This is a genomic window from Pseudocitrobacter sp. 2023LY-00077 (genome assembly GCF_055796175.1).
Window position 1 is genome coordinate 192,000 of the sequence record NZ_JBSPEI010000002.1, and the last position, 23,675, is coordinate 215,674.

Genomic DNA, 23,675 nt, shown 5'->3' on the forward strand with positions numbered 1-23,675 from the left:
TAACCAAAGGCGCATAAACTGTCATCTATAAAAGGGTAAACATTCTTTTGCTAAGCCCTTTTTCGGAATTCATTTTACCCTTTCGCGGAAAATTCGCGCTTGCACTCACGGCCAAAACAGAATAAAAATACACTTATTGCGAATAAAAATGCACTGAGAGGTCATGCCGTGGTGAAGGAACGTAAAACCGAACTGGTCGAAGGGTTTCGTCATTCAGTTCCCTATATCAATGCCCATCGGGGAAAAACGTTTGTCATCATGCTGGGCGGAGAAGCCATCGAACATGACAATTTCTCCAGTATTGTCAATGACATTGGTCTGCTGCATAGTCTGGGGATTCGCCTGGTGCTGGTCTATGGCGCGCGCCCGCAAATCGATGCCAATCTTGAAGCGCATCATCATGAGCCGCTCTACCACAAGCAAATTCGCGTGACCGATGCGAAAAGCCTGGAACTGGTTAAACAGGCAGCCGGGTTGCTACAGCTCGATATCACCGCGCGTTTATCCATGAGCCTCAACAATACGCCGTTGCAGGGTGCGCATATTAACGTCGTCAGCGGCAATTTTATCATTGCCCAGCCGCTGGGCGTCGATGATGGCGTCGATTACTGTCACAGCGGGCGCATTCGTCGTATCGATGAAGAAGCGATTCATCGTCAGCTCGACAGCGGCGCAATCGTCCTGATGGGGCCGGTCGCCGTTTCCGTCACCGGCGAAAGCTTCAACCTGACCTCTGAAGAGATTGCCACGCAGCTGGCTATCAAACTGAAAGCGGAAAAGATGATCGGCTTCTGCTCTTCTCAAGGGGTTTTTGACCGTGAGGGTAACATCGTGCCAGAGCTGTTCCCCAACGAAGCACAAGCCCGCGTTGAGGAGCTTGAGCAGGAAGGCGATTACTTATCTGGCACCGTGCGTTTTCTGCGCGGTGCGGTCAAAGCATGCCGCAGCGGCGTGCGCCGCAGCCACTTGATCAGCTATCAGGAAGATGGCGCGCTGTTGCAGGAGCTTTTCTCCCGCGACGGTATCGGGACCCAGATTGTGATGGAAAGCGCCGAGCAGATCCGCCGCGCCACCATCAACGATATTGGCGGCATCCTCGATCTCATCCATCCGCTTGAACAGCAGGGTATCCTGGTGCGCCGCTCCCGCGAACAGCTGGAGATGGAGATCGACAAATTCACCATTATTCAGCGCGATAACACCACCATCGCCTGTGCGGCGCTCTATCCTTTCCCGGAAGAGAAAATCGGCGAGATGGCCTGCGTGGCGGTACATCCGGATTATCAAAGCTCATCACGCGGGGAGGTACTGTTGCAGCGCATCTCTACGCAGGCAAAGCAGATGGGGCTGAGCAAGCTGTTTGTGCTGACCACCCGCAGCATTCACTGGTTCCAGGAACGTGGGTTCCAGCCGGTGGATGTTGAGCTGCTGCCGGAGAGCAAAAAGCAGATGTATAACTACCAGCGACGCTCAAAAGTGCTGATGGCGGATTTGGGGTGACGTTTTACGCCGGATGGCGCTAACGCTTATCCGGCCTACAGGGCATCCGACAACCCCATTAATCCTCGGCGAAAATCGCCGCCAGCCCGCTGCGTCGCTCGGTTCTGGCGACAATCGCCTGCCCTAACAACGCCGTATCGGCGTACATCGACAAGCGTGATTTCGCACGCGTAATCGCCGTATACACCAGTTCCCGCGTCACAACCGGCACGGGCTGCGTCGGCAAAACCAGCGCGGCATGGTCAAATTCAGAGCCCTGCGATTTATGCACCGTCATCGCCCAGGCCGTATCGTGCTCGGGCAAACGACTCGGCTGCACCGATTTAATGGTTCCGTCCGGCATCGGGAACCAGACGCGTAACCCCTGTCCGCGATCGAGCGCCACGCCAATGTCACCGTTAAACAGCCCCAGCGCACTGTCGTTTCGGGCGATCATCACCGGACGCCCTTCATACCAGCGAGAATGCCGCTGCGGCGCAATCATGCGATGGCGCACCAGCGACAGTTCGAGCTGCTGATTCAACCCGCTGACTCCCCACGGCCCTTCGCGCAGAGCGCACAGGAGCTGATACTCACCAAAAGCCTGCAAAATTTCAGCCGGGTCGGCCTGCTGGCGCAGGCATTGCAGATAGCGCCCATAGCCCGCGCGCGCATCGTCGAGCATCGTTTCATACTCGTCGCTGGTACGCAGGGATTTCAGTTCAATATCCGCGAAGCCTCGCGCAAAGACGTCACGCACGCCAGCACGATCGCCCTGATTCACCGCGCGCGCCAGTTGCCCAATTCCGGAATCACTGCCGAAGCGGTAGCTGGTACGCAGCAGGCAAAGGCTGTCACGCAATGCGCGAGCCGTCTCGCCTTCCCCTTCCGGCACCGTCGTGCCTGTCAGGCGGCTCAGTTGAAGAGCGCGCTCCGACGTATAGCCGCTATTAACCCACGCACAGATATCGCCCAGCACCGCGCCGGCTTCCACCGAGGCCAGTTGGTCGCGGTCGCCAAGGAAAATCACCCTCCCGTGACGCGGCAGCGCGTCAATCAAGCGCGCCATCATCGGCAGGTCAATCATTGACGCTTCATCCACCACCAGCACATCCAGATGCAGCGGGTTTCCCGCGTGATAACGCATGCGCTGGCTGCCAGGCTGCGCGCCTAACAGACGATGCAGCGTACTGGCATCGGTTGGCAGCATCGCTTTCTGACTTTCGCTCAGCGGCAATTTGCGCAGCGCAGCGCCCAGCGATTCAGTAAGTCGCGCCGCGGCTTTCCCGGTCGGCGCGGCCAGGCGAATACGGCATTTATTCTCGCCCGCAATGCGCACCAGCGCCGCCAGCAGTTTTGCTACGGTGGTGGTTTTCCCGGTGCCAGGCCCACCTGAGATCACCGAAATACGTCGGGTGAGCGCGACGGCGGCAGCGACTTTTTGCCAGTCGATGGTGTCGGAGGGCGGGAAAAGATCGGCGAGCGTCTCGGTAATCAGCGATTCATCAATAGGCTCTGCAAGTTGCGCATCGCGGAAGAAACGCGCGACGCTTCGTTCATTACCCCACATGCGGTTCAGATACAGACGGTCCCCGCAGAGGATCAGCGGCGTCGGGCGCTCGCCCTGGCTCACCGCCTGCGAGGCCAGTAACAAGGCCGCCCAGTCGTCGGGTATTTCGACCGCGTCCAGTAGTTGCGTCCACAAGACTTTTGCCCGACCATTCAGCGTCGGCGCATGCTGCAAATGGCTGAGCGGCAGGCAAACGTGTCCCTCTCCGGCGTCGCGGCTCAAAATTGCCGCCGCCAGCATCACGGCAGGATGTTCATTGCGGGCGATACTCAGCGCGAACTGCACATCCAGCGGGCGCAGCAGTTTTAACTCTGCGGCTTCAATCAGTAAATTTTCCAGGCTCACGATGCCATCTCCAGCGTCTGCCCGGCAAACAGGGCGTCCATTGCATCAACCAGTTCGAATTGGGGGCGGGTGCTAAAAATCCCCTGTTGACCCGGTTCGCCATCCACACCGCGCAGGAACAGATAAATCACGCCGCCAAAGTGTTGCTCGTAGTCATAATCGGCCAGGCGGTGCCGCAAATAGCGGTGCAGCGCCAGCGTATAGAGCTGATACTGCAAATCGTAGCGGTGCGACTGCATCGCCTGCGCCATCGCCTGCTGGGTGTAGGCGTCGCTGTTCGCGCCCAGCCAGTTCGATTTATAGTCAAGCAGGTAGTAGCGCCCGTTGTGGCGGAAGACCAGGTCGATAAAGCCCTTCAGCATCCCTCGCACCTGACGGAAATCAAGGGGCGGACAGCCCGCCGAAAGCGAGTCGTAGCGGCGTACCACGGTATCCAGCGCCACCGGGTCGAGCGGCTTTTCGATAGGAAGATAGAACTCCATCTCCACCTGTTTTTGCCGTGCATCCAGTTGATTTAGCGCCACGCCTTCCGGCGTAAGCGGCGTGGCCAGCACCTGAGAAATCCAGCGCGTCAGCACCGGCTCCCAGTGCTCTTCAAAACCGTTAAGCAGCAGTTTTTCACGCATCCATTCGGCATCAACCGGCTGCGTAAAATCGAGATCTTCAAACAGGCTGTGCAGGAAGGTGCCAGGCGATGCGCCGCGCGGGAAGTGATGCGGCGTGAGCGCCTCCTCTTCCATCGCCTCCCCTACGCCTGCGGCATCGATATCCAGACGTGGTAGCAGATCCTGCGCCATGCTATGGCCGCGCTGTTGCAGGCCGGAATAACTGGTAACGCGCCAGTCATCGACCATGCGCCGCATCACCTGGCGCGCCGTCAGTTCAGGCACCTCTGGCTGTAACGCCTGCCAGCGGGTATCGTCGGGTTCGCTGGCAATCGTCAGCGCAATATGTTCATCACACAGCGCGCGCAGTGCGGCTTCCAGCCCGGCGGCGTCAAGCTGCTCGCCTTTTTGCAGCAGGCGGCCCGGCGCACTGTGGTGGATATCGGTTTCGGTCGCTTTGTCGCTACGACGCGAAGTCAGCGGCGCCATGCCCAGGCTGCAGTGCCAGACGGCGCGGGTTAGCGCCACATAGAGCAGGCGTAAATCTTCCGCCAGCCGTTCCGCTTCCGCCAGCTCCAGGCTCTCTTCGCCCTGCTGGAGATCCAGCACCGCCGAGAAGGATTCGCGATCGTGATAAAACGCCTGATCCTGTTTGCGAAAACGGGCGATAAACGGCAGCCAGACCAGCGGATACTCCAGCCCTTTCGATTTGTGGATAGTAACGATTTGCACCAGGTGCTTGTCGCTCTCCAGACGCATCTGTTGATTCGAGGCGTTGGTGTTGGGCTCGGCGATTTGTTGGTTCAGCCAGCGCACCAGCGCGTGCTCACTTTCAAGCTGTGTCGCCGCTTCCTGTAACAGTTCGCTTAAATGCAGGATGTCGGTTAAACGGCGCTCGCCGCCGTGGGTCGCCAGCAGGTTTTCAGCGATGTTTCGCGCGCTCATCAGGGCGCGGAGCATCGGCATCACGCCGCGCTTTTGCCAAATGTCGCGGTACTGGCTGAACTCTTCCACCAGCGCATCCCAGGCATCTTCATCCTGATTCAGGCGCTCGATATCCTGCGCGTTCAGGCCAAACATCGCCGTCGCCAGCGCGCTGCGCAGCGTGGTTTCACGCTCAGGGCTTAATGCCGCTTGCAGTACCCAGAGCAACTCCTGCGCTTCCGGCGTTTCAAACACGCTATCGCGGTTGGAGAGATAAACCGAAGGGATCGCCAGCGCATTGAGCGCATCGCGAATCAATGATGCTTCCTGGCGATTACGCACCAACACCGTGATATCTGACGCCTGTACCGGACGGGCTTTTTCGCCGCGCCACAACAGCGCCGTGCCCCGTTGCCCGCCAGTCAGCCAGTCGCGAATTTGCGCCGCGCACTGGCGTGCCATAAAGGCCTGATAATCGCCCGCGCCAACGCCCTGCCCTGGCATCAGGCAGACGTTCATCGCCGGTTGCGTTTCGCCATTAATTTCAAATTTCAGCGACTGGTTTTTGGCGGCGGATTTTACCGGCAAAAAAGGGATATCGCGGAACATGAACGGGTTATCAACCGTGGAAAAAAGCTTGTTGACGCTTGCCACCACGCCCGGCGCGGAGCGCCAGTTGGTGTCCAGCGTATAATGCGACGCCACGTCGCTGCGCGCGCGCATATAGGTAAAAATGTCCGCACCGCGAAACGCGTAAATGGCCTGCTTCGGGTCGCCAATCAGCAACAGCGCGGTGTCCGGCTGCTGTCGCCAGATACGGCGGAAAATGCGGTACTGCTGCGGGTCGGTATCCTGGAATTCATCGATCATCGCTACCGGGAAACGCTGGCGAATCGCCGTGGCCAGCGCGTCGCCGCTTTCGCTTTGCAGCGCGGTGTCCAGACGGCTAAGCATGTCGTCAAAACCCAGTTCGCCGCGGCGACGTTTCTCCTGCGCCACCGCATCACGAATTTCTACCATCGCCTGAGTGATCACCAGATCATTCAGGCTGAGCGGCGCGGCAAGCAGTGCCTCAATGGCGCTGAACAGCGGATGCGTAGGCACCTCACCGCCTGCTTTGGTTCGTTCGGCTAAAAAGGCCTGCGAGAACTTTTCCAGCGCATCCGGAAGCTGATAGCCCCGGGTTTCCTCGCTCGCCCAGGCGCTGACCTTATCAATCCATTTGCCCTGGTTGCCGCGATTAAATTTGCGCCGGTCAATACCGGAGTTTTCCAGCACATCATTCAGTTCACCGACAGCCGCCAGCCACTGGCTTTTAACCGCATCAATGTGGGCGACGATTTTTTCGTGCCGCGACTCCAGCGTCTCGCTGTCATCCGGCGGGCGTTTGATGGTGGGTGCTTCGCCCTGCAAATAGCGGTCGATGGATTTCAGCAGATCCTGCGGCCCTTTCCAGGTGTCAAAAATCACCTGCGCGATTTCGCGCTTTAATGGGTAGCAGTGACGTCGCCAGAAATCGGCACAGGCCTGGTAGCGAAGCTGAGATTCATCTTCAATGAGCTGTTGTTCAAACAGCATGCCTGACTCAAAGGCGTTGAGGCTGAGCATCCGCTGACAGAAGCCGTGAATGGTAAAGACCGCCGCATCGTCCATCTGCCGCTCGGCCAGCAGCAGCACTTCCGCCGCCTGCTGTTTATCGGCGATTTCATCCAGCAGCCGGGCGTACAGGGGGTCAACGGTGGTTTCGGGTTCATCGGGGTTATAGCGAAGACAAGCAATACGCAGCTCGTGAATGTTGCTGCGGATACGCCCGCGAAGCTCTTCCGTCGCCGCTTCGGTGAAGGTCACTACCAGCAGTTCTTCGACGTTGACGGGCCGGGGGAAAGCGGCGCTTTCGCCCAGGCCCAGTAAGAGCCGCAGATAGAGTGCGGCGATGGTGAAGGTTTTTCCGGTGCCCGCAGAGGCTTCAATCAGACGTTCGCCATACAGGGGCAAGCGCAGGGGATCAAGGGACTCGGCGGTATCGGTCATTCGTTCTCTCGTCTCAACGGTAAGGTTTGCTGCAATTCACTGATGCTTTGCCATACTTTCCAGCCTTCAGGATGCGCGTAGTCCTGTTTTCCGTTATCACTCCCGGAAACCTGCGACAGTACGGTCATACCCTGCGGCTCAACCACCGTTTGATGGAAGAAGTCGGCAACTTTAAGCGGCGTCAGTAACTTAATCTGGGCCACTACTTTATCACGTGAATCGAACGCCATATTACCCCTGTCGAAATCTTTACTGAGCTGTGACGCTTCTTCGCTCAGGGTTTGCGGGGCCTGCACCATTTGCGCAATCACCGCCTGCTGAATTTGTGCAAACTCTTCCGGTTTCATGGCACGCAGCTTCGCTTCCGCCGTTGGGAAGAAAGCTTTAAAACGCTCCCACAGGAAGGCCGGTTGCTTGTCGCTGCTCTGCAGCAGGAAGCCCATACCCCACTGGCGGCCCACGTTCATCGAGAAGGCAAATACCGCGTAACCCAACTGCTCTTCCGTGCGCAACTGCGTGTAGAACCACGGTTGGACAATTTGAGCCAGGACGGCGCTGGTCGCGGAGGTGATGGCCTCATCGGCACTCACCGGCGCGAAAACGGCCGCCAGGGCGGAGTCCGTACTCGGGCCCGCTTTTTCAAAAATCGCCGACTGTTTTTTATCAATCAGCACATCTTTGTTACGACACCATTCGGTACCTTTTGCGCCAAGCTGCGTCTGGATATTGTGCGCCAGCGTGCTGGAGGCCTCTTTGCTCAGGTTACCAATTACCATAAATTCCGGACGAGCGTTGGTTTTCAGGCGATCGCGATAGGCCATCACCTCTTGCAGAGTAATGGACGACAGCAACGCCCGACGCTCTTCACGCTGGAAGTACGGCACCTGAGAAAGCATCTGCACCGGCATAATCGCCTGTTCGTAGGCTTTGCCTTTATCGGCGGAATCCATCATCTGCGCGTACCAGGATTTCGCCTGTGCCAGCTGTTCTTCCGTTGTCTGATAGCTGAAATAGCCCTGCAACAGCGCATCAAACAGCTGCGGCAAACGCTGGGTATACCCATTAGCGTTCAGCATCAGGCCATTATTTGCACCGGTCGAGAAGCTGATGCCGCCCACCGCCGCCTGATTGCTGAGCTGGTCGAGCGAGATCCCCGCCAGATAATCATTGAGCGCGAACATCACCTGGTTACGGGCGCTGTCCATCGCTTTCGGATTACGCAAAATCAGCGTGACATCAGCCTTCGGTTCGCTGGCAAAGTAGTGGCTCGGCATATACACCAGACGCAGCGTCGGCTCATCAATGACAAGTTCAGGGTGCGTATAGCTTTTTTCCGGCTTAATCAGGGTGAAATCATCCGGGATATAGGGGTTCAGCTCAGGCAGCTTCAGCGAGATCGTTTCGGCTTTTTGCTTCCACTCGCTAAACGTCTGCGCGCTGATTTTGTCGACCTGATAAGGCGCATTCACGAAGTACGCCGTTTTGTTATGCGGCTCTTTTTCGCTGATATACCAGACGCGCGCATTCTGCGGGGTCATCATCGCCAGGCGCGCTTTTACCGCCTGCGCATCAAACTGGTCGGCGATATTCACCGCATCCAGCGTATGCTGGACCGGTACGCGGATCATGGTGTCCGCCAGCCATTCGACATAGCCCATATCGCGGTTGATTGACGGATAACGGAAGTCGAGATCCAGCACATGGGCCAGCTCATCGAAGTAACGTTTATCGATGCCCTTTTCACGTAACAAATTGAGATAGCTAAAGATAGCGGCAACAACCTCATCGCGATGCGCGAGGCCCTTATCGGTTAAGGTCGCGGAAATCGCCAGCACGCCGCTGTTGCCGTTCACCACCGGGTCAGAGTCGGCGCGAATGCCTTCCACCAGCCCCTGATTTTGCAGCCAGTCGGACAGCGTACCCGGGCTACGGTTGCCAATCATGTAGGTAACCAGTTCATCGGTTTTGCTGCGGAACTGAGCGGTGTTGTTGTCGATGCGAAATTCCACGCGCAGCACTTTACGCGGCAGCGCCGGGACATAGTGAATCAATACGCCCTTTTGCGCGTCGGTCACCACGGGCACATCAATTTGCGGCACGGTAATGGATTTGTTGGGCACGCGACCATAGGTTTGCGCCGCCATCTGCGCCAGCTCCGGCAACGGTTTATTGCTGTAGATAACCGCTTTCATCAGGTTGGCAGAATAGTATTGATCGCGGAAGGCGAGCAGCGCCTGGTGCACCGGGCTGCCGGGCTTGTCGCTCAGCGTTTCAAGGTTACCGCCGGAGAAGCGTGAACCGGGGTGCGCCGGGTTAATGGTTTCGGCGCTCACCTGCGCCATGCGCATACCGTCCCGCGAGCGGGCCATAGTCAGCTCGGCGTTCACCGCATTGCGTTCACGCTCAACGTATTTTTTGTCCAGTTTAGGTGATGCAATCGCATCAGCAAGGCGGTCAACCGCGCCCTGCAATGCATCGTTTTCGACTTCCAGATAAAAAGCCGTACGGTAAGGCGCGGTACTGGCGTTGTGGCTGCCACCGTGCATTTTCAGATATTCAGCGAGGCTGTCAGGCTGCGGGTACATTTTCGAGCCCATCAGCGTCATATGTTCGAGGAAGTGCGCAAGGCCAGGATGGACCTCGGGATCCTGCAACGAACCCACCGGCACAACCAGCGCCGACAGCGATTTCACCGCCTGAGGATCGGAAACCAGCAGCACCACCATGCCGTTATCGAGCTTGATAGCCTGATAGTGACGAGGATCTTTTTCACTTTTGCGGATGGTCTCCTGTACGGGTTGCCATCCTGTGTCTGCCTGACTAATGGGTGCCCAAAGGGCGGTAATCAAAACAACAACACTCAACCAGATACTACGGGGCATTCACGGACCTCATCATTAACAAACCGGCGGCTGAACATGTCAGCCGTTGTATCGTATGCGCATCAGTCCGTGACTTCTTGCGCATAGTAAACGAAGGGTTTTAATTGCGCAATTTTTATACTGCCATTATGACTGGTGATAACGGAAAACCGGCAACAGGTAGCGCTGCGTCTGTTCGATAATGGCTTCATATTGCTCATTTTCGAGCGTGCGCCACAGGCGTTGATACCACAAATCACTCCCTTCGCCACTGACTACCATATTCCCTTCATACGCCTGAAGAAACTTGCTTCGCGCTTTTTGCTGCGTTTCGTCGTCCATCAGGAGCGTGTTGCTTTCGGCGTCGAAGCAGGCTTTCAGCCAGGCGCCGCCGCTTTCAGGCAGGAACAGTAGCGGCTGCGTCATGCCGAGTCGGTAACCTTCAACCAGCTCAGCAAGATAGCCGCTCGCTTCCATGGCCGACAGCGGCGGGAAGCGCCACTCCCCCTCTTTGCGCAGCAGCAGACGGCTCTCGCCGGTTCCGCCACTGGCACAGTAGACAAGGTGTTCCAGCCAAAGTTGCATTCCCTGTGAAACGCTGAGCAAAGATGGGCGCCAGCGCAACAATCCGCTCGACTGTACTTGCGCCAGCCAGCCGGTAATGTTAACGCCCGCACAATCAAGGTCGATCTCCATGCTTTGCGCAGGCTCGCGCAGCTCGATAACGCGCGAGGCCAGCGCCTCCATCTCCTGACGCTGCACCTCCCAGGCGATTTCCCCATAAGGGCCATAAGGCAGCGTACCCGCCGCCCGATAACGGCGATACATCTGCCCGGCGTCCTGCTCTTCAATCAGCGTATTCAGTAGCTGTTGATTGAGCTGATAGCGGGTCAGCCCTTCCAGCGTAAACGGTTCGGTGTCCGGGATTTCACTCTCTTCCGCGCGGAAATTCACCTGTAAGCGCATCTGGAAGAAGGCGCGCACCGGGTGCTGCCAGAAGCGCTGAAGCTGCTCCAGCGGTAGATGCGTGATATCGAGCGGCGCGAGGGGCTGAATAAACGGTGAATGCGCCTCGCCTTGCTGGCTGGCCGCCGCGAGCCATTCGCGGGCGTAGCTTTGCCGCTCATTAGCCGTGAAGTTCTCGGCATCAAACGGCATGCGCGTATGCTGGTGCATAATATGCGCTTTCACGCGCTTATCGCTCTCGTCGCAGTTCAGCGCTTCATCGCCCTCCAGGCAATGGCTTTGCCCGATGTAATCCAGCAACTCCTGCACCAGCACCGACGGATAGCGTTCACTGTTGTCCTGAATGGAACGGCCAATGTAGCTGATATAGAGCGTCTGCCCGGCGGACATCATCGCTTCGAGGAACAGATAGCGGTCGTCATCACGACGGCTTCGGTCGCCGCGTACCGGTTTCTGGCTCATCAAATCAAAGCCCAGCGGCGGTAGCGCGCGCGGATATACGCCGTCGTTCATGCCCAGCAGGCACACCACTTTGAACGGAATAGAACGCATCGGCATCAGGGTACAGATGTTCACCGGCCCCGCCAGGAAGCGTTGGCTGATGCGCTCCTGATCGAGCCGGGAAGCCAGCTCGTCGCGCAGCAGTGAAAGCGGGACCATGCCCTCGTATTGAGACTGCGTTCCTTGCGCAATAATCGCCTGCCACTGCTGCTCAATCAGCGCCAGTGCGGCTTCCGTATCTTGATCGGGCAGGAAGAAATCGTTGAGCATATCGCGACACACCGGCAGCCACTCTTCCAGAGGACGATCCTGCGATAAGCCCTGCCGCCAGTGGTTAAGCTGCATTAATAACGATGCCAGATGCCCCACCAGTTCGGCAATCAGACCGCTGGACTCATCATAAGGTAAGACAGATTGCCACTCGCCCTGCTGGCTTTCCATCGCGTAGCCAAGCAGCATACGCGTCAGGCCAAAGCGCCAGGTATGTTGCCCGGTGGCAGGAAGGTCGAGCTCGCGGACGTTATCGTCATCAAGCCCCCAGCGAATACCAGACTCATTCACCCACTGACGCAGGTAACGCAGCCCCTCTTCATCAATGTTAAAGCGAGCGGCCAGCACGGGTACGTCCAGCAGCGCCAGCACGTCTTCGCTGACAAAGCGGCTGTCGGGCAGCGAGAGCAGCGTGATAAACGCCTGCATCGCCGGATGCGCCTGACGGGCGCGACGGTCGGAAATTGCATACGGTAGATAGCGCTCGCCGGTGGCACTACCAAACACCGCCTGAATAAACGGGCTGTAGCTGTCGATGTCCGCTACCATCACAATGATATCGCGCGGCGTCAGCGTCGGGTCTGCTTCCAGCATCGCCAGCAGGCGATCGTGCAATATTTCCACTTCACGCCGCGGGCTGTGGCAGACGTGAACCGTCAGGCTGCGATCGTCGGGCTTCAACACGCGTTTGGCCCCACTGTGGGCAAACTCTTGCGCCGTGCGCCCGGCGATGGCGGAATTTTTTAATTCGAGAACGTCATGTTGCAGGTTGTGCAGCAGGTTATCCGGGTCAATATCAACAAACGCTTCCAGCTCCTGATAACGCTCCAGGCCAGCAAGCAGGTAAATATAATCGCGCCCCAGTTTACCCCATGAGGCCAGCATCGGGTTGGTGACATTCTGCTCGCCGTCGTCGTTAAACAAACCCGGCGCGGCGGCGGCGTCACGAAACAGCGGCAACTCGCGTTCTTCACGGAAATGCCGACGCTGGCGCGCCTGCAAACGCGCCAGAAACGCCGGGTCCTGAATATCGCCCCAGTAGTAACGGCAAGGGTTAGTGAACAGCACGTAAATATCAATGTGCTTGCCCAGCGCCTGTAAGGCGTGGAGATAAACCGGCGGCAGCGCCGAGATACCGCAGATAAACACCCGCGACGGCAGGCCTTCCGGACGCGTCTCGCTTTGTTCAAGGATATCGATAAACCGTTGATACAAATTGGCGCGGTGCCAGAGCGGCTGGCCTAGCGCTTCGGTGTGCGCCACCAGCGATTTCCACAGCGGTGCCTGCCAGAGCTGCGCCTCACCGAGGCCATCCACCAGCTTGTCGTTTTCCCAGTCGGTTAGCCACTGCGGGCGATACACCAGATACTGGTCGTAGAGATCCGCCACCCGTGAGGCAAGCTGGAACAGTTTGCGCTTGTCAGCATCATCGTGCAGATAATGACGCAGCGGGGTAAATGCGTCGTCATCCAGCATTTGCGGCAGCAGGGTCATCAACTTCCAGCTCATGCTTTGCTTGTTGAAGGCGCTTTCGCCGGGAATATCCGGCAGCACGCGGGTGAACATATCCCAGATAAAGCTGGCGGGAAGCGGGAAGTCGATATTCGCCGCAATGCCAAAGCGTTGCGACAGGGTCATCTGCAGCCATTGCGCCATCCCGGTGCTTTGCACCAGCACCATTTCAGACTCGAATGGGTCATCGAGCCGCTGTTGCTCAACAATGAACTCCATTAATGCTTCCAGCACATCCAGACGGTTGGAGTGGTAGACCCGTAACATATTCGCTCCTGACTACAGATTGACGGGGCAATGCAGCCGCGTCATATGACCTTGCTTACCCAGCGGGGCGGTAATAGTAACATTGATGCTGACACAACGTTGGCTTGTTGTCTGCACACGCTGGCTGCTCCAGCCTTCCGGCAGGGGTTGAGCCTGCCGCTGCGTTTGCAGCCACGCATAGCGCCAAAGCTGGCGATACTGATTAAGCTGATGGTTGCTCAGCGCCAGGCTACGATAATATCCACCCAACGCCGTAATGACGCTGACCATCAGCAGCATCGCCAGTAACACTTCCGGCAGGCTAAAGCCGCGCGTTTTGGTCAGGGCATCTGGCATAGGGCTCTCTCCTGTAAGGGGCAAAAATCGCTCCAGCCGTGAGGCAAAAACACCATACTGTTATCCTGCCGCCTGCCGGATTGCCAAAGCTGAACGCCGTTACTCTCCGCCATCAGCAGTATGGCGTCATCGTTAAGCTGCCGCAGACACGCGCGAGCGCCGTCGCTGTTTGCCCGACACTGCACGCTCATCGCCATCGACCACGGTAAGGTTTTTCCCCACTGTAGCGCGGTGTGCGCCCGCGCCGTATCGCGCAGCGCCAGCGTTTCATCATTGACCATTGCGACTTGCCGGCGCTGGGTCTGATTAAGCCCCTGTAACATCAAAATGCCTAACACCAGCAGTAACAGAACCAGCGCCAGTGACGATGCCCCCCGCTCGCGATTCACAGGTTGTATCCCGTCACGCTATACAGCGCATTGACGTTACCCGCGTCATTGATACCGGATGCACTTAGCGCGACCGTTAACTCCGGTGGAAACCCGGCGCTGTTTTGCCGCGTAACCTGAAATTGCGTGATGGTCACCGTCGCCGGGTCGGTCATTTTATCCCACCCTTTTCCCTCGCAGCTCGACGCGCCGCGTAAGGTTTCCAGCACGCCCTTTTGCAGGCGGAACCCGATACTGTCGGCATCAGTCATCGGCGATGCCTGCCAGATACCGTCGCTGTTAGCATCCCAGCGAATAATGACGCACTGCCCCTGCTGTGCAAGTTCCAGCGGCTCGCCACTGCACTCGCCGTTGCAGTATCCGGCGCGTTGCAGATGCTTCGCCACCGTGTAAAGCCGCTGCCAGACCTCATCTTCCAGCGCCTGCTGACGGGTCTGTTGTAAAATGCCACGCTGTAACGCGGGCAGAAAACGGGACGCCCCCAGCAGCAATACGCTGCTGATAGCCATTGAAATCAGCACTTCCAGCAGCGAAAAACCGCGCATGATCACTGGCATTCGTTGTCTCCTTCACGTTCGCACAAACGTAACCGCCCAAAGCTTGAGAGAATCACCTCCCAGTGTCCGGCAGTGCTTTGAACTGAAATACTCCCGGCCCACGCGGTATTACGTAACCCGAAAAAACCCAGAGAAGGTGTGATGCTCGCCAGTTGCACCTCAGCCCACGGTGGCAGAAAAACCAGCGGATTAGCCAGTGGGCAACCTTCCGCCACGCTGTCATCCGCCACCAGGCACCAGAGCGTATCAACGTAATGGGCTTTAATCATCCGATCACGGTTATGCCAGTTAGCGTCATTGCGCAGAAATAGCAGGTAATCACGCAGCTGCGTCGCGGTTTGCCATAGCCGCTGTTGCTGCTGCCAGCTTTGCCAGCCGTATAGCCCACCCGCGCTGAGGATGATAACCAGCGAGACCGCAACCAATGTTTCAATCAGGGTATAACCCGTTTGTCTGTTCATGGCGGGGAGTATCGGAAAACCGAAGATGCGTTGCGAGAGGCAGATTGCATTTCTACGAGGCGCTTTCCAGTGAATTTACGTGATTGCAGCGGCTTGCAAAAAAATGGGAAGGCGAATTCCAGACATAAAAAAACCGGCACGCAGAAGCTGCCGGTTTTTCATACACTGCGATTAAATCGCGACGGGTGCTTTGATACCCGGATGCGGGTCGTAGCCTTCAATCTCGAAATCGTCGAAACGGTAATCAAAGATAGATTCTGGCTTACGTTTAATGACCAGCTTCGGCAACGCGCGTGGTTCGCGAGTTAGCTGAAGTGCAGTTTGTTCCATGTGGTTGCTGTACAGGTGCGTATCGCCGCCCGTCCAGACAAAATCGCCCACTTCCAGGTCACACTGCTGCGCCATCATATGCACCAGCAGCGCATAGCTGGCGATATTAAACGGCAGGCCGAGGAATACATCACAGGAGCGCTGATAGAGCTGGCAGGAGAGCTTGCCATCCGCAACGTAGAACTGGAAAAACGCATGGCACGGGGCCAGCGCCATTTTATCCAGCTCGCCGACATTCCATGCCGACACAATAATGCGGCGGGAATCCGGGTCGTTTTTCAGCTGATTCATTACCGTGGTGATCTGGTCGATATGGCGGCCATCCGGCGTTGGCCAGGCACGCCACTGTTTACCATAAACCGGGCCTAAATCGCCGTTTTCATCAGCCCATTCGTCCCAGATGGTGACGTTATTTTCACGCAGATACGCCACGTTGGTGTCGCCCTGCAGGAACCACAACAGTTCGTGGATGATGGAGCGTAAATGACAACGTTTCGTCGTCACCAGCGGGAAGCCATCCTGCAAGTTAAAGCGCATCTGGTGGCCAAAAATGGAGGTCGTGCCCGTGCCGGTACGGTCATTTTTCTGGGTGCCTTCATCAAGCACCTTCTGCATCAGTTCAAGATACTGTTTCATGATTCCTCAAGAGACGTGTTGCTGCGGACGGCGGAATGCCCAAACCATCATAATGATACCCGCAAGCACCATCGGAATGGAAAGGATCTGCCCCATGCTGATGTACTGAACCCACGCGCCGGTGAATTGCTGATCCGGCTGGCGGAAGAATTCGACGATGATACGGAACAGGCCATAACCGATCAGGAACAAACCGGAGACCGACCCCGCCGGGCGCGGTTTGCGAATAAACCAGTTGAGGATCAGGAACAGCACTACGCCCTCCAGCGCCATTTCATACAGCTGAGACATATGACGCGGCAGCGAGCCGTAAGTATCAAACAGCGATTGCCATTCCGGGTGCGATGGCAGCAGCGCCAGGTCTTCGGCGCGCGAATTTGGGAACAGCATGGTGTACTTGAAACCAGGATCGACGCGGCCCCACAGTTCACCGTTGATAAAGTTGCCCAAACGCCCGGCGCCCAGGCCAAACGGAATCAATGGAGCAATAAAATCAGAGACCTGGAAGAAGGTGCGTTTGGTGCGTTTCGCGAAGACGATCATCACGATAATCACGCCAATCAACCCGCCGTGGAAGGACATGCCGCCATCCCAGACGCGGAACAGATACAGCGGGTCATTCAGGAACAGATCGAAGTTATAGAACAATACGTAACCGATGCGCCCGCCGAGGAATACCCCGAGGAAGCCCGCATATAGCAGATTTTCAACTTCGTTTTTTGTCCAACCACTGCCAGGGCGATTCGCCCGACGGCCCGCCAGCCACATCGCGAAGACGAAGCCAACCAGATACATCACGCCATACCAGTGCAGCGAGACCGGTCCAATAGAAAAAATTACCGGGTCAAATTCCGGGAAACGCAGATACCCACTATTCATCTGTCACCACAAGTTCTTGTTATTCCGCCGAAAGTGGTCAGCGGTATGGATGTGCGCCTACGTGAAACGGGCGCGCCAAAGGGCAGAATGATAGCACAAGGCTTGCAGGAGAGGATGCGGGGAAGATGTAAAAGATGTGTATAGGGAGAGGGCATCAACGTGCCCAATCTCACGATTTACCGCCCCCCGCGAATCAATCCACCCAGCCCGCGACGCTCCATAAACGCCGCCACCTGATGGCGTACTTCAGTGGTGAGCTGCGCTTCCAGGCTGCGCTGCGCCAGCGTTTGCGCCTCTTCAAGCTCAACGTTGCGAAGCAAATACTTCACACGTGCCACTGAGCGGCCATTCATCGACAAATGCCGGAAACCGAGCCCAACCAGTATCGTCACACACATCGGGTCGCCAGCCATTTCACCACACAGACGAAGATCGATATCGTAGCGCTCCGCTTCCTGCGCCACCATCGACAGCACGCGCAGCATGGCCGGATGCAGGCTGTCGTAGATGTTCGCCACCCGCGTATTGTTACGATCCACCGCCAGAATGTACTGGGTAAGATCGTTGGTGCCGACGGAGATAAAGTCGATGCGATTCGCCAGATGCGGCAGCATAAAGACCATCGACGGCACTTCAAGCATGATGCCGATACGCGGTTTCGGGATCGCGTAGCCGATCATCTCTTCCACTTCACGTCCGGCGCGATCAATCAGACGACGCGCTTCATCAACCTCTTCAAGGCTGGTGACCATGGGCAGCAAAATGCTGAGGTTACCGGTCGCGGCGTTGGCACGCAGCATGGCGCGCACCTGGATCAGGAAGATCTCCGGCTGATCGAGCGTAATGCGGATCCCACGCCAGCCCAGGCACGGGTTCTCTTCGCTGATCGGCATGTACGGCAGTTGTTTATCCGCACCGACATCAAGCGTACGCAAGGTCACCGGTTTGTCGTTGAACATCTGCAACATGCCCTGATACTGGGCAACCTGTTCCTCTTCCGACGGGAAGCCACTTTGCAGCATAAATGGAATTTCGGTGCGATAGAGGCCAATGCCGTCAATGCGTCGCCCCTGCTTCTCTTCATGCTCCGGGCTGAGGCCCGCGTTGAGCATGACTTTTACCCGTTCACCGCTTTTAAGCTGCGCCGGGCGTTCAACATCATCTTCGGCGATGCGGCTGAGTTCATGTTCTTCGCTGATAAGGCGTTGATATTCCTGAATCAGGATCGGTTCAGGGTCAACCAGCAATTCACCGCGATAGCCATCCACCACCAGGTTGCGGCCATGCAGCACCGAAGGCTGAATATCCGCGCCCATAACGGTAGGAATGCCGAGTGCGCGCACCATAATCGCCGCATGCGAGTTTGCTGCGCCATCGCGAACGACCACCCCCACCAGCCTGTCCTGTGGCACTTCCGCAAGCGTGGTAGCCGAGAGTTCATCCGCCACCAGCACGAAACGTTCCGGCCAGGCATTTGCGCCCTGAATGGTATCGTCGAGATGGAACAGCAGACGCTGGCCCAGCGTACGCAAATCGCCCGCGCGCTCTTTCAGATAGCCGTCACTCAGCGCTGCAAACTGTTCGGCAAACTTCTCAATAACTTTTTTGACCGCCCACTCAGCGACCGAGCCTTTATCCACTTCGGCAAACAGCGCCCGACGCAGGCTGGCATCGGAAAGCAGGTGCGAGTAAAGGTCGAAAATCGCCGCCGTTTCTTTCTGCGCTCCGGCGGCATAACGCTTGCTGTAGCGACGGAACTCATTGGCCGCCTCTTCCAGCGCGCCGGTCAGGCGTTCGCGCTCTTGCGCGGTGTCGAGCGTCGAGGCTTCGTATACCTGCTCCATTAATGGCAGCGTGGCATCCATCCAGCCTTCGGCAATCGCCACCCCGGACGACGCCGGAAGCGCGCGAATACGCGTCTGGCGATACTGTCCAAACAGCGCAGTCAGCTGCGACTGAGAAAGTATCGCCGCCATCTGCGTGGCGAGGGTGACCAGGAAAGACTCTTCACTTTCGTCGTACTGGCGCAGCTCGCGCTGCTGAACGACCAGCACGCCAAGCAGCTGTCGCCGCTGAATAATCGGCACGCCAAGGAAGGCGCGGAAGCGCTCTTCTTTTACGGAAGGAATGTATTTAAAACTGGGGTGTTTTTGCGCGTCGGCCAGGTTGATGGGTTCGGCAAGTCGGCCAACCAGGCCGACAATACCTTCATCGAAGGCGAGCGTGACCGTACGACCGCGCGGTTTTTTTAAGCCGCGCGTCGCCATCAGGTAATAGCTGCGTCGGTCGTGGTCGGCCAGGTAAACCGAGCACACCTCGGTTTCCATCGCCAGGCAGATATCCGTAACCAGGATATCCAGCGCCTCGTTTAAACGCGGCGCACTGGCAACCTTCTCGACTATTTCGCGTAAGCGAGTGAGCATAATGTGCGTGGCTTAACCTCTTTTACGTCGATAAGCTGGTGCGCTTTGCGGCCTGGAATTGCTTTCCGCAAGCGCCATCACAACACTGGCGAACTCTTTCATCACCCGGCGGTATACATCACGCTTAAACGAGACGACCTGACGCACCGGATACCAGTAACTCACCCAGCGCCAGCCATCGAACTCCGGCGTGCTGCTGGTTTGCATATTGATATCTGCGTCATTGCCAATCAACTGCAAGAGAAACCACTTCTGCTTCTGGCCGATACAAACCGGCTTTGTGTCCCAACGCACCAAACGTTTCGGCAACTTGTAACGCAACCAGTTTCGGGTTGAAGCGAGGATCCGCACATCCTTGCGGCTTAATCCTACTTCTTCAAACAGTTCCCGATACATCGCTTGCTCTGCGGTTTCTCCTGGATTTATCCCGCCCTGCGGGAACTGCCAGGAGTGCTGACCATAGCGCCGAGCCCACATGACCTGGCCCTGACGGTTGCAAATTACAATACCAACATTTGGGCGGTAGCCATCGTCATCAATCACCGGACTACCTCAAAATAAGCTTCAATGTGAATGATTGTTTCATACTCCCCGGAAACGGTAAACCACTCTATTACCCCGCTCACAACGAATAACATTTGAATAACTCACAGTAATGAGCCGAGTTATAAACAGAGGCGCGGGCACAAAGGCGATTTTATTCACTTTTTCTGTGGATAGAGTTGTGAAGAAGTATGGAATTAACCAGGGAAAACCCGGAGTAGTCCTAATCAACAGGGATGAGAGCATCTCAGGAAAACGCTATTTTTCATAAAGTTATTATCACCATTTGTCAGTTATTACAGCATAACGTGATGATCATCACATCACCGATCCTTTGATTGATGAAAGATCGAGCAACGTTGGTTTTATCCACAGATTGTGCCAACATCTTAGGCATCTTTTGTGCGAAAATTCGATTTTCGTCGCACGTCAAGGCTGTAAATCGAAACAGTAGTGGGGCTTTTCCCCAGTTATCCCACTTTTCTGTGGATAACATGGTGTAAGATCCTGTTCATTGCCAGTGACCAGAATTGGAAAACCTTTTTTCTACAACTTTTTCATGAGCAAAAACCCAAAAAAAAGTCATATTAATCATGCCATTGGTATATTTACTCAGAAAAAGTTAAACTCTATCCACAGTGTGCAAAACTCTCGTTCATTTTTTGACCAAAAGGTTCAACCTCATGTCTGCCCTGATTCCATTGACCACTTCCCCACAAACTCAGGCTGAGTTGTTAACACAAGCGCAACGTCTTGCCGGGTATTCATTGGGGGAACTGGCGGCGATGGCAGGGCTACCCATTCCGAAAGATTTGAAACGCGATAAAGGCTGGATTGGCATTCTTCTTGAGCTATGGCTGGGGGCCAGCGCGGGCAGTAAACCCGAGCAAGATTTCGCCGCCCTGGGCGTCGAACTTAAAACGATTCCCATTGATAGTCTGGGCCGCCCGCTGGAAACCACGTTTGTTTGCGTTGCACCGCTCACCGGCAACACCGGGGTAACCTGGGAGAACAGCCACGTACGTCATAAACTGAAATGCGTTTTGTGGATCCCGGTTGAAGGCGAACGTTCAATTCCGCTGGCTGAACGCCGGGTGGGATCGCCGCTGCTGTGGACGCCGAGCGCCGAAGAAGAGAGGCAGTTGCAGATGGACTGGGAAGAACTGATGGACCTCATCGTGCTGGGTCAGGTCGAGAAAATCACCGCCCGCCACGGCGAAGTGCTGCAACTGCGCCCTAAAGCCGCCAACAGTAAAGCGCTGACGGAAGCCATTGGCGCGCATGGCGAACCGATTCTGACGCTGCCGCGGGGCTTTTATCTGAAGAAAAACTTCACCTCCGCCCTGCTGGCCCGTCACTTCATGCTACAAACGTATTAATCTTTTTACCCCGCCGTGTGACACGCTTATAATTGACGCTTTCGTTTTTGGCAGGACTTTATAGATGTTATTTGCATGGATAACCGATCCCAACGCCTGGCTGGCGCTAGGAACCCTGACGCTTCTGGAGATCGTCCTTGGGATCGACAACATTATCTTCCTCTCTTTGGTTGTCGCGAAACTTCCCACCGCACAACGTGCCCACGCCCGTCGCTTAGGGTTGCTGGGCGCGATGATTATGCGTCTGGGTCTGCTGGCTTCCATCGCCTGGGTCGTCAAACTGACAAACCCACTGTTCTCAGTGCTGGGACAGGAAATCTCGCTGCGCGATCTCATCTTGCTGGTCGGTGGGCTATTCCTCATCTGGAAAGCCAGCAAAGAGATCCACGAGTCGATCGAAGGCGATGAAGAGGGGCTGAAAACCAACGTCCACTCGTTCATGGGTGCCATTGTGCAGATTATGCTGCTGGATATTATTTTCAGCCTCGACTCGGTGATTACGGCGGTAGGTCTGTCCGATCATCTGTTTATTATGATGGCCGCCGTGGTGATTGCAGTTGGTGTGATGATGTTTGCCGCCCGCCCGATTGGCGATTTTGTTGACCGCCATCCGTCGGTCAAAATGCTGGCGCTGTCGTTCCTGATTCTGGTGGGTTTCACCCTGATTCTGGAAAGTTTCGACGTTCATGTGCCGAAAGGCTACATCTACTTCGCGATGTTCTTCTCCATTGGCGTCGAAAGCCTGAACCTCATCCGCAACAAAAAGAATCCGCTCTAATCCCCTTCTTCAGCCCTCTTTTGAGGGCTGAGTCTTATTTTTTTAAGACTTTACTGCTTTATCCTCTCAAAATATTGAGTTATTACTACAATGATAAACGTGCGGCCATAAAAGGGGATTAAGGATGAAAAAATGGGCAGTGTTGATTTCCGCAGTGGGTTTGGCTTTTGCTGTATCGGGTTGCAGCAGTGATTACGTGATGGCAACCAAGGATGGCAGGATGATCCTGACGGATGGAAAACCGGAAGTCGATGACGACACCGGGCTGATTAGCTACGAAGATCAGCAGGGCAACAGAATGCAGATTAATCGCGACGACGTTTCGCAAATCATTAAACGCTAAGAAAATGAGGTCAGCCGCCTGCTGGCCTTTTTTGATCTTTTTGCTTCCACTTTCTCTCTCCCTCTGCCATTTTTATATTCCTTTGTCGGGACATTCCTGACGTTGTTAAGAAAAAGGAAGCTGGCTATGCACTACCACCGTATTCCCCACAGCTCACTTGAGATAAGTACTCTTGGGCTGGGCACTATGACGTTTGGTGAACAAAATAGTGAAGCCGACGCCCACGCACAGCTCGATTACGCCGTCAGTCAGGGTATCAACTTAATTGACGTCGCCGAAATGTATCCGGTTCCTCCTCGCCCGGAGACACAGGGTTTGACCGAGACCTACGTCGGTAACTGGATTGCCAAACGCGGCAACCGCGAAAAACTCATCCTGGCCTCAAAAGTCAGCGGCCCTTCGCGCAATAACGACAGCGGCATCCGCCCAAACCAGGCGCTGGATCGCAAAAACATTCGCGAAGCCCTGCATGATAGCCTGACCCGCCTGCAGACGGATTACCTCGATTTATACCAGGTACACTGGCCGCAGCGCCCAACCAATTGCTTTGGCAAACTGGGCTACACCTGGGCCGATTCCGCACCGGTGGTTTCATTACTCGATACGCTGGAAGCGCTAACCGAATTCCAGCGCGCCGGGAAAATTCGCTACATTGGCGTCTCGAACGAAACGGCTTTCGGTGTAATGCGCTATCTGCATCTGGCGGATAAACACGATCTGCCGCGCATCGTCACCATCCAGAACCCGTACAGCCTGCTCAACCGCAGCTATGAAGTGGGTCTGGCCGAAGTGAGTCAGTTTGAAGGCGTTGAACTGCTGGCCTACTCCTGCCTGGCCTTTGGCACATTAACCGGCAAATATCTTAACGGCGCAAAACCCGCTGGGGCGCGCAATACGCTGTTCAGCCGCTTCACCCGCTACAGCGGTGAGCAGGCGCAGAAAGCGGTGGCAGCTTATGTCGATATCGCCAAACGCCACGGGCTCGACCCGGCGCAGATGGCGCTGGCTTTTGTGCGTCGTCAGCCGTTTGTCGCCAGTACGCTGCTGGGCGCCACCACGCTTGAACAGCTGAAAACCAACGTCGAGAGCTATCACCTTGAGCTAAGCGAAGAGGTGCTGGCAGAGATTGAAGCGGTGCATCAGGTTTATACCTATCCGGCACCGTAATTCCCCGGCCTGACGTTTTGCGTCAGGCCTCTCGTTTTCCCCTTTTTCAGAATTCATTCACACGTTTTAGTCACGTTTTTCTTAACGACGCGCAATAGACTTACGCCAACGCCACGCGGGCGT

General features: G+C 56.2%; 18 protein-coding genes. 6 read left to right on the top strand and 12 right to left on the bottom strand.

From position 1 onward, the window contains the following. Window positions 1-168 precede the first annotated feature (168 nt). On the top strand, window positions 169-1,500 hold the full coding sequence (gene argA / locus ACWWFX_RS03335; protein WP_149463375.1) for an amino-acid N-acetyltransferase: 1,332 nt from the start codon (window positions 169-171) through the stop codon (window positions 1,498-1,500). A 58-nt stretch (window positions 1,501-1,558) separates the two neighbouring features. Here argA and recD read toward each other — a convergent pair whose 3' ends face one another. The 12 genes from recD to rppH all read right to left on the bottom strand — a co-directional run bounded on the left by recD (window position 1,559) and on the right by rppH (window position 19,885). Continuing rightward, a complete protein-coding gene (gene recD, locus ACWWFX_RS03340) occupies window positions 1,559-3,394 on the bottom strand; it encodes an exodeoxyribonuclease V subunit alpha (protein WP_473223212.1) in 1,836 nt (611 codons plus the stop codon). Beyond that, a complete protein-coding gene (gene recB / locus ACWWFX_RS03345; RefSeq protein WP_473223213.1) occupies window positions 3,391-6,954 on the bottom strand; it encodes an exodeoxyribonuclease V subunit beta in 3,564 nt (1,187 codons plus the stop codon). The genes recD and recB overlap by 4 nt, the downstream gene beginning before the upstream one ends. Then, complete coding sequence (gene ptrA / locus ACWWFX_RS03350; protein WP_473223214.1) at window positions 6,951-9,836, bottom strand: pitrilysin; 2,886 nt, start codon at window positions 9,834-9,836, stop codon at window positions 6,951-6,953. Before ptrA ends, recB begins: the two co-directional genes overlap by 4 nt. A 126-nt stretch (window positions 9,837-9,962) precedes the next feature. After that, window positions 9,963-13,331, bottom strand: a complete 3,369-nt coding sequence (recC, locus tag ACWWFX_RS03355) for an exodeoxyribonuclease V subunit gamma (protein WP_473223215.1) — start codon at window positions 13,329-13,331, stop codon at window positions 9,963-9,965. 12 nt (window positions 13,332-13,343) lie between these two features. Beyond that, a complete protein-coding gene (locus ACWWFX_RS03360) occupies window positions 13,344-13,667 on the bottom strand; it encodes a prepilin-type N-terminal cleavage/methylation domain-containing protein (protein ID WP_276224468.1) in 324 nt (107 codons plus the stop codon). Beyond that, on the bottom strand, window positions 13,652-14,056 hold the full coding sequence (locus tag ACWWFX_RS03365) for a DUF2509 family protein (RefSeq protein ID WP_473223216.1): 405 nt from the start codon (window positions 14,054-14,056) through the stop codon (window positions 13,652-13,654). Before ACWWFX_RS03365 ends, ACWWFX_RS03360 begins: the two co-directional genes overlap by 16 nt. Next, the gene (locus tag ACWWFX_RS03370) at window positions 14,053-14,613 is read right to left on the bottom strand and encodes a prepilin peptidase-dependent protein (RefSeq protein WP_276224472.1); all 561 of its coding nucleotides are present in this window, start codon (window positions 14,611-14,613) and stop codon (window positions 14,053-14,055) included. The genes ACWWFX_RS03365 and ACWWFX_RS03370 overlap by 4 nt, the downstream gene beginning before the upstream one ends. Then, window positions 14,604-15,074 (bottom strand): prepilin peptidase-dependent protein, encoded by a 471-nt coding sequence (locus ACWWFX_RS03375; RefSeq protein WP_473223217.1) that lies wholly within the window; start codon window positions 15,072-15,074, stop codon window positions 14,604-14,606. The genes ACWWFX_RS03370 and ACWWFX_RS03375 overlap by 10 nt, the downstream gene beginning before the upstream one ends. Before the next feature lie 171 nt (window positions 15,075-15,245). Further along, the gene (gene thyA, locus ACWWFX_RS03380) at window positions 15,246-16,040 is read right to left on the bottom strand and encodes a thymidylate synthase (protein ID WP_276224476.1); all 795 of its coding nucleotides are present in this window, start codon (window positions 16,038-16,040) and stop codon (window positions 15,246-15,248) included. A gap of 6 nt (window positions 16,041-16,046) precedes the next feature. Beyond that, a complete protein-coding gene (gene lgt, locus ACWWFX_RS03385) occupies window positions 16,047-16,919 on the bottom strand; it encodes a prolipoprotein diacylglyceryl transferase (protein WP_015963202.1) in 873 nt (290 codons plus the stop codon). Window positions 16,920-17,095: 176 nt separating this feature from the next. Further along, complete coding sequence (ptsP, locus tag ACWWFX_RS03390) at window positions 17,096-19,342, bottom strand: phosphoenolpyruvate--protein phosphotransferase (protein WP_276224479.1); 2,247 nt, start codon at window positions 19,340-19,342, stop codon at window positions 17,096-17,098. 12 nt (window positions 19,343-19,354) lie between these two features. Continuing rightward, window positions 19,355-19,885 (bottom strand): RNA pyrophosphohydrolase, encoded by a 531-nt coding sequence (gene rppH, locus ACWWFX_RS03395; RefSeq protein ID WP_015963199.1) that lies wholly within the window; start codon window positions 19,883-19,885, stop codon window positions 19,355-19,357. A gap of 453 nt (window positions 19,886-20,338) precedes the next feature. Here rppH and ACWWFX_RS03400 point away from each other — a divergent pair, with 453 nt between their 5' ends. From ACWWFX_RS03400 to ACWWFX_RS03420, 5 genes are all read left to right on the top strand, one after another. After that, window positions 20,339-20,476, top strand: a complete 138-nt coding sequence (locus ACWWFX_RS03400; RefSeq protein WP_276224481.1) for a hypothetical protein — start codon at window positions 20,339-20,341, stop codon at window positions 20,474-20,476. A gap of 92 nt (window positions 20,477-20,568) precedes the next feature. Beyond that, a complete protein-coding gene (mutH, locus tag ACWWFX_RS03405) occupies window positions 20,569-21,264 on the top strand; it encodes a DNA mismatch repair endonuclease MutH (protein WP_015963196.1) in 696 nt (231 codons plus the stop codon). 64 nt (window positions 21,265-21,328) lie between these two features. Further along, window positions 21,329-22,042 (top strand): TerC family protein, encoded by a 714-nt coding sequence (locus tag ACWWFX_RS03410; RefSeq protein WP_276224485.1) that lies wholly within the window; start codon window positions 21,329-21,331, stop codon window positions 22,040-22,042. 124 nt (window positions 22,043-22,166) lie between these two features. After that, window positions 22,167-22,385 carry a YgdI/YgdR family lipoprotein gene (locus ACWWFX_RS03415; protein ID WP_015963194.1) on the top strand — a complete coding sequence of 73 codons (219 nt, stop codon included), beginning with the start codon at window positions 22,167-22,169 and terminating at the stop codon, window positions 22,383-22,385. A gap of 126 nt (window positions 22,386-22,511) precedes the next feature. After that, window positions 22,512-23,552 (top strand): NADP(H)-dependent aldo-keto reductase, encoded by a 1,041-nt coding sequence (locus tag ACWWFX_RS03420; RefSeq protein ID WP_108475950.1) that lies wholly within the window; start codon window positions 22,512-22,514, stop codon window positions 23,550-23,552. Window positions 23,553-23,675 lie beyond the last annotated feature (123 nt).

What these genes read in the sequence shown, in the direction of transcription:
- ACWWFX_RS03415 (WP_015963194.1), top strand. Translation starts at nt 22,167, where the DNA reads ATGAAAAAATGGGCAGTGTTGATTTCCGCAGTGGGTTTGGCTTTTGCT.
- ptsP (WP_276224479.1), bottom strand. Translation starts at nt 19,342, where the DNA reads ATGCTCACTCGCTTACGCGAAATAGTCGAGAAGGTTGCCAGTGCGCCG.
- ACWWFX_RS03375 (WP_473223217.1), bottom strand. Translation starts at nt 15,074, where the DNA reads ATGAACAGACAAACGGGTTATACCCTGATTGAAACATTGGTTGCGGTC.
- ACWWFX_RS03420 (WP_108475950.1), top strand. Translation starts at nt 22,512, where the DNA reads ATGCACTACCACCGTATTCCCCACAGCTCACTTGAGATAAGTACTCTT.
- ACWWFX_RS03360 (WP_276224468.1), bottom strand. Translation starts at nt 13,667, where the DNA reads ATGCCAGATGCCCTGACCAAAACGCGCGGCTTTAGCCTGCCGGAAGTG.
- thyA (WP_276224476.1), bottom strand. Translation starts at nt 16,040, where the DNA reads ATGAAACAGTATCTTGAACTGATGCAGAAGGTGCTTGATGAAGGCACC.
- lgt (WP_015963202.1), bottom strand. Translation starts at nt 16,919, where the DNA reads ATGAATAGTGGGTATCTGCGTTTCCCGGAATTTGACCCGGTAATTTTT.
- mutH (WP_015963196.1), top strand. Translation starts at nt 20,569, where the DNA reads ATGTCTGCCCTGATTCCATTGACCACTTCCCCACAAACTCAGGCTGAG.
- recB (WP_473223213.1), bottom strand. Translation starts at nt 6,954, where the DNA reads ATGACCGATACCGCCGAGTCCCTTGATCCCCTGCGCTTGCCCCTGTAT.
- recC (WP_473223215.1), bottom strand. Translation starts at nt 13,331, where the DNA reads ATGTTACGGGTCTACCACTCCAACCGTCTGGATGTGCTGGAAGCATTA.
- ACWWFX_RS03370 (WP_276224472.1), bottom strand. Translation starts at nt 14,613, where the DNA reads ATGCCAGTGATCATGCGCGGTTTTTCGCTGCTGGAAGTGCTGATTTCA.
- ACWWFX_RS03410 (WP_276224485.1), top strand. Translation starts at nt 21,329, where the DNA reads ATGTTATTTGCATGGATAACCGATCCCAACGCCTGGCTGGCGCTAGGA.
- ptrA (WP_473223214.1), bottom strand. Translation starts at nt 9,836, where the DNA reads ATGCCCCGTAGTATCTGGTTGAGTGTTGTTGTTTTGATTACCGCCCTT.